This is a genomic window from Actinoplanes lobatus, assembly GCF_014205215.1.
In the GTDB taxonomy this organism is placed as follows: domain Bacteria; phylum Actinomycetota; class Actinomycetes; order Mycobacteriales; family Micromonosporaceae; genus Actinoplanes; species Actinoplanes lobatus.
On the sequence record NZ_JACHNC010000001.1, the window covers coordinates 7,037,520 to 7,049,474 of the forward strand.

Below are 11,955 nucleotides of genomic sequence, written 5' to 3' on the forward strand. Positions count from 1 at the left end.
GTTCGCGTCTACCGGCAGAAGGGTTTGCGGCCCATGGCTGATTCGATGCCACCGAGGACATGCGCCTTGAAATACGTGCCGTCGGTGTTCCACGCTGCCACCTCGTGGCCGAGAGTGGTCACCCACGAGCGGCCGCCGTCGTAGTACTGGCACCACGAGACCGGGTGGTTACGTCCGTGGCCGGGATGGCCGCTGCCGCCGGTCGCGCCGTCGGGCAGAGTGGCCTCGTCGACCGTGGCGAGGATACGCACGCCGGTGGGGAACGGGACCAGGTTGTACCACTCGTCGGTGAAGTCCCAGCGGCCCGGCAACCCGGCCGTGGAGGCGTCGCGGCGGCTGGTGGTGACGACGGTGCCGGGCTGGTTACGGCCGTGGTCGTAGTAGTTGGTGCCGCCGAGCAGTCCTTCGTACCATTCCCAGTTGTATTCCGTACCGAAGGCGTTGTGAATGCCGACGAACCCGCCGCCGCCCCGGATGTATTGCCGTAGCGCGGTCTGTGCGGGGTCGTCGAGCGCGTCGCGGGTGGTGCTCATGAAGATGACCGCGTTGTAGCGGAAGAGCCGGGCGGGGGAGTTGAGCTGGGTGACGTCCTCGGTCCAGTCGACCGCGAACCCGTTGTCGGCACCGAGTTCGACGAGTCCGCTCTGGGCGGCGTTCGCCGCGGTCAGCGGTGGGTTGAGGCCGGCGGCGAGCACCGGGCCGAGATGGGCGTGGCGGGGCCCGGCGGTACGGCTGTAGACCAGCACCCGGTACCCGTCGGTGGCCGGGTCGAAGTTGCCCCAGTCGTGGTAGCAGGAGGGGTCGGGGCCGCGGCAGACGCCGTATTCGACGCGGCCGAGGTTCCGGGCGGAGCTGTCGGGTCCTGCGCCCGACGGCGAGGGGCCGGCCGCCGGGCGCAGGACGGCGCTGCCGACCAGGATCACGGCTGCGGTCAGGGCTGCGGTCAGGGCTGCGGCGAGCAGCGGGTGGAGTCTCGTGAAGGACATGGGGCGGCTCCTGGATGGTGGAGACCAGCCGGTCAGGCGTCTCCGTGGAGGGTGGTGGGCAGGATCGACGGTGGCATCGGTCCTTTGTTGCGGCGGCCCTGGCCGGTCTCCTCCCAGGCGTGGGCGAGGATGCCGACGCTGCGGCTGAGCACGAACAGACCGCGAGCCAGCGGCGGTGGAAAGCCGAGTTCGCCGTAGACGACCGCCGTGCAGCCGTCGATGTTGATCGGCACCGGGTGGATCAGTTCTTCGACGGCGCGGGCGGCGCGCAGGTGGTGGCCGTCGACGGTGCCGTCGGTGACAGCCTGTTCGACCAGGTTGAGCAGAGGTTCGCGGCGCGGGTCGAGGGTGTGGAAACGGTGGCCGAACCCGGGCAGGTACTTCGACCGGGCCTGCCAGGAGGCGATCACCGTGGCGGCGTCGCGGTCGTGGATCTCCCGCAGCAGTGTCAGGCACTGCTCACCGGCGCCCCCGTGCACGTCACCGAGCAGGTTCACTCCGGTCGCCACGGCGTTGTTGAGGCCGACTCCGCAGGTGGCGGCCATCCGGGCGACCGCGATCGACGGCGCGTGCGGCCCGTGGTCCACCGATGACACGAGTGCCGCTTCGAGGAGCCGCTCCTGCGCGGGCGCCGGTGGTTCTCCGCGCAGCATCAGCCAGATGATCCCGGCGAAGGAGGTGGTGCCGATCAGGTCCTGGACCGGTCGCCCGCGCAGTTCGATGACGTTCGGTGCGACGCGGGAGACGGCGGTGCCCCACCAGTCGGCGACGTCCTCGACGGTCACGGCGCGGCCACCTCCTTGAACTCGGCGTTGTGCTCTCCCAGTAGCGGCGGCGGTGCCGGTGGGCGCATCGGTACGCCGTCGACGAGGACACCGTTGCCGCTGACCCGCAGGGTGCGGCCGGGATGTGCGGGGAACTCCAGGTCGGTGAAGAAGCCGCGGTCGCGCAGTTGGTCGAGCTGGGCGGCCTGTGCGACGGTCAGGATCCGGGCGGCGGGAACACCGGCGGCGGCCAGCAGGGTCTCCCATTCCCCCGCGGGCCGCCGCCGGAGCGCGGTGTCGATCTCGTCGTTGAGTGCCGCCCGGTGCTGTTTGCGGGCCTCCCGTTCGGCGAACCGTTCGTCGGTGGCCAGGTCAGGCCGTCCGATCAGCCGGCACAGGGTCTCGAACTGTTCCTGCCGGTTGGCGGCGATGTTGAGCGGCCCGTCGGCGGCGTGGAAGGTGCCCGACGGCGCCGCGGTCGCGTTCTGGTCGCCCATGGGCTCCGGCGGAACCCCGCTGACCAGGTAGTTCGACATGGCCCAGCCCATCGCCGACAGCGATGTCTCGAGCATGGACACATCAAGGGCGACCCCTTTTCCGGTACGGGTACGCCCGGCCAGTGCCGCCGAGATGGACAGTGCCGCGACGAGTCCACCGACGGTGTCCGAGACGGGGAAGCCGACCCGCAGCGGCGCGGTATCCGGAGTGCCGGTGACGCTCATCATCCCGGACAGGCCCTGGATGATCTGGTCGTAGGCGGGCGCGTGGCGCATCGGCCCGGTCTGGCCGAATCCGGAGATGGCGCAGTAGATCAGCCGTGGGTTGAGCCGGTGCAGGACCTCCCAGCCATAGCCGAGGCGGTCCAGTACGCCGGCGCGGAAGTTTTCCAGCAGGACGTCGGCCTCGTGGACGAGGCTCTCGAAGACGGTGCGGTCGCCGGTGTCCTTCAGGTCCAGTTCGACGGACTTCTTGCCGGCGTTCTGGGCGAGGAACGAGGCGCCGAGGGCAGCACGGTTGAGCGCGGGTTCGGGGCCGAGGGAACGGGCCAGATCCCCGTTGCCGGGTCGTTCGATCTTGACGATCTCGGCCCCGAGGAGCATCAGCTGGTAGCTGCAATAGGGGCCGGCCAGGACGTTGGTCAGGTCGAGGACCCGGATGCCGTGCAGGGGTCGGTCGTCATCCATGGGCGTGCCCTTCGGTCGGCATGGGCGGGAATCGATGTCGGCCATTGCCAGGGGACTTCGCGGCCCGTACGTTACACCTAGTCCACAGGACGGTCTAGAAGGACCACCACGCGGATCGCTTAGAGGAGTGGCGATGGCCGACAAACCTGAGATAACCCAGGTCGGAAGCCTGATCGGAGGTGTTTGGGTGACCGATGGTCCGCAGGTCGAACGGACCGGCCCGTGGACCCGCCTGGTCGTCAGCACGGCACGCCAGGCCCAGCTGCAGGAGGTGGCGACTGCTCTGACGTACGCCCGGGCGGGAGCGAAGGCCGTCGCCCGCATGCCGCCCGCCGACCGTGCCGACATCCTCGATCGCGCCGCCGCCGAAGCCGTACACCGCCGTACCGAACTCGCCGAACTGCTCGCCCTGGAGCTCGGCAAACCGGTCAAGGACGGTCGCGGCGAGATCGACCGGGTCGCGGACACGTTCGCCGTGTGTGCCGCCGAGGCCCGCCGGATCGGGGGTGAGGTGCTGCCGGTCGCCGGCTGGGGACGTGGCGTCGGCACCACCGCGCTCACCCAGCGGACGCCGATCGGGATCGCGCTGGCCATCACCCCGTTCAACGCGCCCGCCAACCTCCTGGCGCACAAGCTCGGCGCCTCCTTCGCCGCCGGCAACACCACGCTGGTCAAACCCCCGCCGCAGGCGCCCGCATCGTCGGTTGCCGTGGTGCGACTGCTGCTCGACTGCGGGTTGCCACCCGAGGCGGTGCAGGTGTTGCACGGCGGTGCCGAGGTCGGTGCGGCCCTCAGCGCGGCGTCCGAGGTCGGCGTCATCAGCTTCACCGGCAGCCCGGAGACGGGCGCGGCCGTAGCTCGTGCGGCGGGGGCGAAACGTCTGGTCATGGAGCTCGGCGGGAACGCCGCGACGATCGTCTGCGAGGACGCGGACATCGCGGCGGCGGCCCGGGTGTGTGCCGCGACCGGGTACAGCAACTCGGGCCAGAGCTGCATCTCGGTGCAGCGCATCTACGTGGACCGGCGCCGCTACGACGAGTTCGTCGACGCGTTCACCCGCGAGGTCGAGAAGCTGACCGTCGGCGACCCCAGCGATCCCGGCACCGACGTCGGCTCGATGGTCGACGACCACGCCGCCGAACGGGTCGTCAGCTGGGCCCGCGAGGCGGTCACGGGTGGGGCGTCGATCACCACCGGCGGCCACCGTGACGGGGCCACGGTCATCCCCACGGTCGTGGCCGCACCACCGGCCGACGCGCGGTTGATCCGGGACGAGGTGTTCGGGGCGGTGGTCAGCGTGACCGCATTCGATGAGTTCGACCAGGTGCTGACAACCTGCAACGACAGCCGGTACGGCCTACAGGCGGGCCTGTTCACCTTCGACGTCCGCCGGATCTTCACCGCCTGGCGTGAACTGGAGGTCGGCGGTCTCGTCGTCAACGGCTCGTCGAACTTCCGCCTCGACCACGTCCCGTTCGGCGGCGTCAAGGACTCCGGGTTCGGCCGCGAGTCGCCACGCTGGATGATCGACGACTACACGTCGGTCAAGACGCTGCTCCTGCGCGGCATCTCTTAACGATCCCCACGGATGAATCCGGGGGATTTCCCTCCGGGGCCAGGCCCTGGATTCCCAGCTCGGACCGCACCTGATCCACCATCCCGGTAGGAGGCGATCAGATGTCTCACGTCGTCGGCACTGGCACGGTCGCGTTCAGCCGTGGCGAGGATCGTCCTCGCGGCGTTGAGGTCACGGTCTGCGGTGTAGCCGCAGGCCGCGCACTCGAAGACTCTTACGCCCAGTCCGAGGCGGTGATTGGCTCTCTCGCCGCACGCGGAGCAGGTCATCGTGGTGTAGGCGGGCGGCACCAGCACCACCTTCCGGCCCGCCCGCATGCCACGCTCGACAAGTTCCCGCTTGCACGCGCCGATCGCCGCGTCAGCGGCCTTACCGGCCATCCGCGACTTGGCGAGGAACTTCGGCTTGAAGTCCTCCACAGCGATCAGGCTGTGATGCTCGGTGACGTTCTTCGCCCAGACACGGGCGTCGTAGGTGTTCTGCCGAGCCGCCCTCTTCGCGATCCGGGCGGCCTGCCGTTTCGCGGTCTGGTAGCCCTTCGACTGCGGCCGGCCCTTCGGCCGGCGGCGGCGAGCCATCCTGCGCTGCGCCTTGGCCAGTTCAGCCGCGCACCGTTTGCGGTGGCCGAGGTGCGGCAGGTCGAACCGGGGGTTGGTGGTGGCGGCGGTCGTGGTTACGCCCCAGTCGACGCCGATACCGGGCAGGTCCGCCCCGGGTGTGTCGATCGTGTCCCGACGGATTACGAACGAGGCGTACCAATGCCCGAGGCCGTCGCGGTAGACCCGCACGCTGGACGGGTCGCACGGCAGCTCCCGGGACCACACGACCGGGATCGTGACCCTACCCGGCAGGCGAAGCCGACCGCCCTGGATCGAGAAGCCCCGAGTCGTGTACTCCAAACTCGGCAACGCGTCCTTGAGCCGCTTGACCTTCGGACGGCCCCGCCCCTTCACCGTGAACCAATGGTTCAGGGCCGCCCCGTAGGTGCGCAGCGTCTGCTGCTGGGCGACCTGCGACCCGGCCTGCAGCCAGGCGTTACGGCTCCGAGCCTCGGTCAGCAGCTTGGACAGCTTGCCGAACGTCGGCTTGCGGCGAGTCCTCTGCTGGTGGACGGCTTCGTTCCACAGCCACCGGCAGCGACCCCACTCGCCGAGAAGTGCGGCCTCCGCGATGCGGCCGGGCCGCAGGCGGTAGGTGTAACGCACCGTCTCATCCACATCGGACACCATACCCGCGCAGCCCAACGACCCTGGAGACCGTGAAGAGGTATGTGGAGAACCAGCGCAATGTCTGACCAGACGCCTATCCGCCTTGACGGCGGATCGGCTATCCCTGACCTGCTCCGCAGGAGTCCCGTTTCCTCCCCACGGCTAAAGCCGGGGGTTTCCACGGAAGATTTTCGATGAGCGACACCGCCGCCGAGGCCCTGGTCGCCCAGCTCGAGTCGTACGGTGTCGAGCACATCTTCGGCACCTGCGGGCACACCAACATCGCCCTGCTCGACGCGATCGGCCGCAGCCGGATCCGGTTCGTGATCGCCCGCCACGAGCAGGCCGCCGCGCACGCCGCCGACGGCTACGCCCGCGCCACCGGCCGGACCGGGGTCGTGCTGCTGCATGTCGGCCCCGGCATGACCAATGCCGTCACCGGTGTGATGACCGCGGCCCTCGACTCGGTGCCGCTGGTCGCGATCGCGGGGGACGTCCCGTCCTACTACTTCGGCCGGCACCCGCACCAGGAGGTGAACCTGCACGCCGACGGCGACCAGACCGCGATCTACCGGCCGTTCGTCAAACGCGCCTGGCAGGTCCACCGGGCCGAGGACCTGGCCCGATTCACCGAACGCGCGTTCTGGACGGCCGCCTCCGGCCGGCCCGGGGCTGTGCTGCTCAGTGTGCCGATGGATCACTTCTCCCGGCCGTTGCCCGCCGTGCGGGAGTATCCGCTCGCCGTGGTGCGGCGGCCGGACCTGCCGGCCGAGGTGGCCGAGCAGATCGCCGGGCTGCTCCTGCAGGCCCAGCGGCCACTGGTCTACCTGGGCGGTGGGCTGCGGCGCGGGCCCGGCCTGGACGCGCTGCGGGAACTGGTCGAGCACCTCGACATCCCGGTCGTGCACTCACTGATGGCCAAAGGCACCCTGTCCGACGACCATCCGCTGCTGCTGGGCATGCCCGGGTTCTGGGGACTGGAGATCACCAACCGGTACACCCGGGAAGCCGACGTGGTCCTGGCCCTGGCCACCCGGTTCGCCGAGACCGACGCCAGCAGTTGGGACCGCCGCTACACGTGGCAGTTCCCGCCCGGGCGGCTGATCCAGATCGACATCGACCCGGCGGAGATCGGCCGGAACTTCCCGGTCGCCGTCGGTGCGGTCGCCGACGTCACCCGGGCAGTCCAGGCGATCAACACTGCCGTGCGCGCCCGGCAATCCGAGCCCCGGCCGCACGAAGGCCTTCGGGAGACCATCACCGCGGCGCGGCGGACCCTGTTCGCCGACAGCCGGGGACGCGGAGCCAGCGACAGGTTCCCCCTGCGCCCGGAGCGGATCCTCGCCGACCTGCGCGAGATCCTGCCGGCGGACGCGGTGCTGGTCACCGACGTGGGCTGGAACAAGAACGGCGTCGCCCAATGCTATGAGCTGCCGGAACAGGGGCGGTTCATCACGCCGGGCGGGGCGTCCACGATGGGGTTCGGGCCGGCGGCCGCCGTCGGGGTGCAGATCGCCGAACCGGACCGCACGGTGGTCGCGCTGGTCGGCGACGGCGGGATGAGCGCCCAGCTGCCGGCGCTGCCGATGGCCGTCGAGCAGGGCGCGCCGGTGATCTTCGTGGTGATGAACAACGGATCCCACGGCACCATCAGTGACCTGCAAGCCGTGAACTTCGGCCAGAGCTACGGCTGTGACTTCACCGGGCCGGACGGCAAACCGTACAGCCCGGATTTCGCCGCCCTGGGCCGTGCCTGCGGCGCCGACGGCTACAACCTTACGACCGCCGACGGTCTCGGCGAGGCCCTGCGGACGGCACTGGCCGCACGCCGGCCGGCCGTCATCGATGTGCCGATGGTCAACGAGCCGGTGCCCACCCCGGGCCACTGGAACATCAAGGACATCTACCAGGGCGTCTTCGAATAGCCCCGCCCTCAGCAGAACCGACTCCGGATTCCACCGTCCCGAAGAGGTGACCTCAGCGTGCCCGACATCAACCGCAGAGACCTGATACGCGCCGTCGCCGCCGCGGCAATCGCCGGCCCGGTGATCGGAGTTCCGGCGTCCGCCGCCCGGGCTCCGGGTGCCGCCGACCTCAAGCACTTCGACACCCCGGGTGACGCCGACTTCCCCAAGGTCGGCGGGAACCTCGGCAACCAGAACTACACCAGCCTGCGCCGCATCGACGCCGGAAACGTCCGCCGGCTGCGCGGCAGCTGGATGAACTCGATCGAGGGCGGGCTGCGCACCGGCAACAGCCAGAGCACCGCCGTAGCCGTCGACGGTGTCCTCTACATCGAATCGGCGCTGGGCAACGTCGTCGCCGTCGACGGTGTCACCGGTGTGACGAAGTGGCGCTACGAGCAGACCCGCGGCACCCTGACCCGCCGGGGTGTGGCGGTCGGCGGCGGGCACGTCTTCACCAAGTCCAACGACAACTACGTGATCGCTCTCGACCGGCAGACCGGCGCGGTGGTGTGGGAACGGCAGGTCAACGGCTTCGGCAACATCGAGAAGGTGGCCGTGGTCTACCACGACGGCCTGCTGTTCTGCGGCACCAACGACGGCCCGCGGGGTGCGGCGGTCGCCGTGGACGCCACCACCGGCGACGTGCTCTGGCACTTCTGGGGCACCCCTGAGCCGGGGGAGTTCGGCAACGACACGTGGGAGGGCGACTCATGGGCCGAGGGTGGCGCCACACCGTGGATCCACCCGGCCGTCGATCCGGAACTCGGGCTCACCTACTGGACGTTCGGAAACGCCCGCGGCAACAACTCCTCCCAGGACGGTTCCGCACGTGGCGGCCAGAACCTGTTCGCGAACTCCCTGGTCGCCCTCGACATGCGGACCGGCGCCTACCGCTGGCACTTCCAATCGATCCATCACGACATCTGGGACATGGACAACGTGATGTCGCCGGTGCTGGCCGATGTCCGTATCCGGGGCCGTGATCGCAAGGTGATCGTCTACGGCAGCAAGTCGGGCATGTACTTCATCCTCGACCGCACCGACGGCACCGCCCCTCTCGGCATCGTCGAACGCCCCGTCCCGCAGGAGCCGCGGCAGAAGACCTGGCCCACCCAGCCGTTCCCGGTCCAGGGCGGCTGGACCGAGCAGCAGGTCGTCGACCAGCCCCTGGGCACGTCGGTGCCGGGCGACCCCAACCGGGCCGTGCCCAACTATGCGCAGGGCGCCCTCTACACCCCGCACTGGGACACGCCGGTGCTGTCGATTCCCGGTCATGGCGGTGGCGCGGACTGGTCGCATCTGTCGTTCAGTCACCGGACCGGGCTGGTCTACACCGGGTTCGGGTACGTGGCCGCCGCCCACTCGCTGACCGAGGCCGCGAACGGGCTGCGGCCGCCCGGCGAGTACCAGACCGGTGGCATCGTGGCCGTCGACGTGAGCACGAACAAGGTCCGCTGGAAACGGCGCATGCCGTACTCGCTGGGGCACGGCAACGGCATCCTCACCACCGCCAGTGACCTGCTGTTCATCGGCCAGCCCGACGGCAACCTGCTCGCCCTGGACGCCCGCACCGGCCGTGAGCTGTGGCGTTTCCAGACCGGCGCGGCGATCAGCTCCAGCCCGATCATGTACCGGGCCGGTGGCAAGCAGTACCTCGCCGTCTTCGCCGGTGGCACCAGCATCCCCTACGGCAACTCGGCGCCGCGCGGTGACTTCCTGTGGGCCTTCGAGATCGACGGCGCCGTGGGCCCAGCGGCCACGCCACCCCCGCCGGTGATCCGCCGCCCGGTCTCCGGCACGCCCGTCGACGGCGACACCGTGATCATCGGCCGGACCGCGACCGGCACCACCGAGTCGTTCACCGTCGCGAGCATGGCGCCGACGCACCTGCGTGTTCCGGTGGGCACGACGGTCACGTTCACCAACCATCCGGGCAACGCCGGCCCGCGTGGGGTCACCCAGTTCTTCGAGGGCCTGTTCGACGTGACCCTGGCACCGGGGGAGTCCTTCACCTACACGTTCACCCGGGCCGGCGAGTACTTCTTCAACGACCCGGCCAGCCCGCGCTCGACCGGCAAAGTGGAGGTCTATTGAGCGAACGGGCGGTCGAAGCCGCGTTCCGACATCTGCTGGGCCATCTCCCGGAGGTCCGCGGCGAACTCGGTGACCTTCTCCGGCGTGAACCGGATCGTCGGGCCGCTCAGCGCCAGGGCGGCCACGACGGTGCCGGAACGGCCGAGGACCGGCGCGGCCACGGCGGACAGGCCGTCCTCACGTTCGCCGTGGCTCTCGCCGAACCCCTTGGCCGCGGCCTCGTCGATCCACTCCCGCATGACCACGGCGTGGCCGGGGCCGTGCGGGGAACCCTTGGCAATGCGTTCCAGCAGAGCCGGGGTCGCGTCGCGGAGCAGCACCTTGGAGGAGGCACCGGCCCACATGGGCAGTTCGTCACCGACCTGGACGACGTGCCGTAGGGGTTGCGGGCTCTCCTGCTGGGCCACGCAGACCCGGTAGATGTCGCGCACCACGTACAGGTTGACGGTCTCGCGGCGGCGGGCGGCCAGCTCCTTCATGCCGCGCTGGGTCTCGGCCGGCAGCTCCCAGCTGCGGCGGGCCAGGTGCGCCCACCGCCACAGCCCGGGTCCGGCCATGTAGCCGCTGGCGGTGGCCCACAGCAGGCCGTTCTGTTCCAGGGTCGAGACCAGGCGCAGCACGGTGGTCTTGGCCAGCCCGGTGGCCTCGACGATCTCGCGCACCGAGACGACCGGCCGGTCGTCGGTCAGCAGTCCGAGGATGCCCAGGGCCCGCTGGACACTGCGCACACCCTGCTGGTCCGCGGACTCCGCCCGCGATGTTCCCGATTCCACGAATGCCACCACTCCTCGCGTCCCGACGCACGACCCCGCGGTCCATCGTGCCTGCCCGCCGCGGATCTCCAGCGCCGGGTACCCGAGTCACGCATCCGTAATGGACCAGGCCTTGCCCCTTGCCAGAACCAGCGGACGATCGTACGTTACACGCAGTCCACAAGACGGATCAATTGGTCCGTACAGTGGACCTATCTGGAGCGTCTTTGACTGAACCGCCTTATTGATCGAGGTGAGACGCACATGCTCCGACTCCACGCCACCGCCATATCCGTCTTCGCCGTCTCCGCCGTTCTCGCCGCGGGATGCAGCGCCCCGGGCGCCGGCGACGAGAACACCGGGAACGACTCCGGCCCCATCAAGATCGCCCTGGTCGACGCGCAGAGCGGCCAGCTCAGCGCCCTCGGCGCCTGGGAGCTCAAAGGCGCCCGGCTCGCCGTCGACGAGTGGAACGCCGCCGGCGGCGTCAACGGGCGGCAGATCCAGCTCGACGTCTTCGACGACCAGGGCGACCCGACCGTCGGCACCAACCTGGCCCGAAAGATCGACTCCGAGGGCTACATCGCGATGATCGGCACCGCGGAGAGCGCCGTCACCATCGCGATGGCCCCGATCCTCAAGCAGGCCGAGATCCCGAACATCACTTCCGGCCAGTCACCGGGACTGGTCGCGGTCGGCAGCGAGTTCCTGTTCCTCAACGGCCCGACCAGCACCACCTACGACGAGACCCTGGCCAAGCACGTGGTCGACACCAAGGGGATCAAGAGCATTGCCATGATCACCAATAACGGGTCGTACGGCAAAGGCGAGCACGACGCCTTCCTCAAAGCCCTGACGGCCCGGGGAGTCACCCCAGTCGCCGACCAGGTCGTCACCACCGACCAGAAGGACTTCAGCGCCGTCCTGACCGGCATCCGCCAGAAGAACCCGCAGCTGATCTTCCTGGGCGCCGAGGAGGTCGAGTCCGGCCTGATCGTCAAACAGGCCCGCGACCTCGGTATCACCGCGCCCTTCGCCGGAGCGGCACCACAGGGCACCCCGGTCTTCCTGGACACCGCGGGCGCCGCCAACGTCGAAGGCACCATCGTCAGTTCGCCCTATCTGAGCAACGACATCGACGACGCCTCCAAGAAGTTCGCCGCCGCGTACCAGGCGAAGTTCAACGAGGAGGCCGAGATGCACGGAGCGAAAGCCTACGACGGCACCCAGATCCTGCTCACCGCCCTCAAGACCAGCAACCTCGCCACTGGAAAGGCCCTCGCCGACGCCATCCGCGCCACCAAGCACGACGGGCTGCTCGGCGACTTCGCCTACGACCGGACCGGGGTCGGGATCTTCGCCACCTCGATCGGCACCATCCAGAACGGCAAGCTCGTCGCCGCCAGCTGACCGGTGCTCCCGGC

9 protein-coding genes are annotated in these 11,955 nt (G+C 69.7%); 4 read left to right on the forward strand and 5 right to left on the reverse strand.

The features are described 5' to 3' along the window. Window positions 1-8 precede the first annotated feature (8 nt). Genes BJ964_RS32020 through BJ964_RS48375 form a run of 3 tightly spaced genes read right to left on the reverse strand, consistent with a single transcriptional unit; the run spans window position 9 to window position 2,934 of the window. Complete coding sequence (locus BJ964_RS32020) at window positions 9-986, reverse strand: ThuA domain-containing protein (protein ID WP_188124158.1); 978 nt, start codon at window positions 984-986, stop codon at window positions 9-11. Window positions 987-1,018: 32 nt separating this feature from the next. Continuing rightward, window positions 1,019-1,771: a citryl-CoA lyase gene (locus BJ964_RS32025; RefSeq protein ID WP_203832956.1), complete on the reverse strand. Its 753-nt coding sequence runs from the start codon at window positions 1,769-1,771 to the stop codon at window positions 1,019-1,021. Further along, on the reverse strand, window positions 1,768-2,934 hold the full coding sequence (locus BJ964_RS48375) for a CaiB/BaiF CoA transferase family protein (protein ID WP_203832955.1): 1,167 nt from the start codon (window positions 2,932-2,934) through the stop codon (window positions 1,768-1,770). Before BJ964_RS48375 ends, BJ964_RS32025 begins: the two co-directional genes overlap by 4 nt. A gap of 187 nt (window positions 2,935-3,121) precedes the next feature. Here BJ964_RS48375 and BJ964_RS32030 point away from each other — a divergent pair, with 187 nt between their 5' ends. Continuing rightward, window positions 3,122-4,510: an aldehyde dehydrogenase family protein gene (locus BJ964_RS32030; protein WP_188124160.1), complete on the forward strand. Its 1,389-nt coding sequence runs from the start codon at window positions 3,122-3,124 to the stop codon at window positions 4,508-4,510. Here BJ964_RS32030 and BJ964_RS32035 read toward each other — a convergent pair. Further along, window positions 4,507-5,727 (reverse strand): RNA-guided endonuclease InsQ/TnpB family protein, encoded by a 1,221-nt coding sequence (locus BJ964_RS32035; RefSeq protein WP_223149644.1) that lies wholly within the window; start codon window positions 5,725-5,727, stop codon window positions 4,507-4,509. The two genes, BJ964_RS32030 and BJ964_RS32035, sit on opposite strands and share 4 nt — an antisense overlap. 185 nt (window positions 5,728-5,912) lie before the next feature. Between BJ964_RS32035 and BJ964_RS32040 the strand changes: the two genes are divergently transcribed. Both BJ964_RS32040 and BJ964_RS32045 read left to right on the forward strand, forming a co-directional pair. Next, a complete protein-coding gene (locus tag BJ964_RS32040) occupies window positions 5,913-7,643 on the forward strand; it encodes a thiamine pyrophosphate-binding protein (RefSeq protein WP_188124162.1) in 1,731 nt (576 codons plus the stop codon). A 57-nt stretch (window positions 7,644-7,700) separates the two neighbouring features. Beyond that, window positions 7,701-9,779 (forward strand): outer membrane protein assembly factor BamB family protein, encoded by a 2,079-nt coding sequence (locus tag BJ964_RS32045; protein ID WP_188124163.1) that lies wholly within the window; start codon window positions 7,701-7,703, stop codon window positions 9,777-9,779. Here the strand turns inward: BJ964_RS32045 and BJ964_RS32050 are convergent. Next, window positions 9,773-10,552: an IclR family transcriptional regulator gene (locus BJ964_RS32050; protein ID WP_203832901.1), complete on the reverse strand. Its 780-nt coding sequence runs from the start codon at window positions 10,550-10,552 to the stop codon at window positions 9,773-9,775. The genes BJ964_RS32045 and BJ964_RS32050 overlap by 7 nt on opposite strands. A 243-nt stretch (window positions 10,553-10,795) precedes the next feature. Here BJ964_RS32050 and BJ964_RS32055 point away from each other — a divergent pair, with 243 nt between their 5' ends. After that, on the forward strand, window positions 10,796-11,941 hold the full coding sequence (locus BJ964_RS32055) for an ABC transporter substrate-binding protein (protein WP_188124164.1): 1,146 nt from the start codon (window positions 10,796-10,798) through the stop codon (window positions 11,939-11,941). Window positions 11,942-11,955 lie beyond the last annotated feature (14 nt).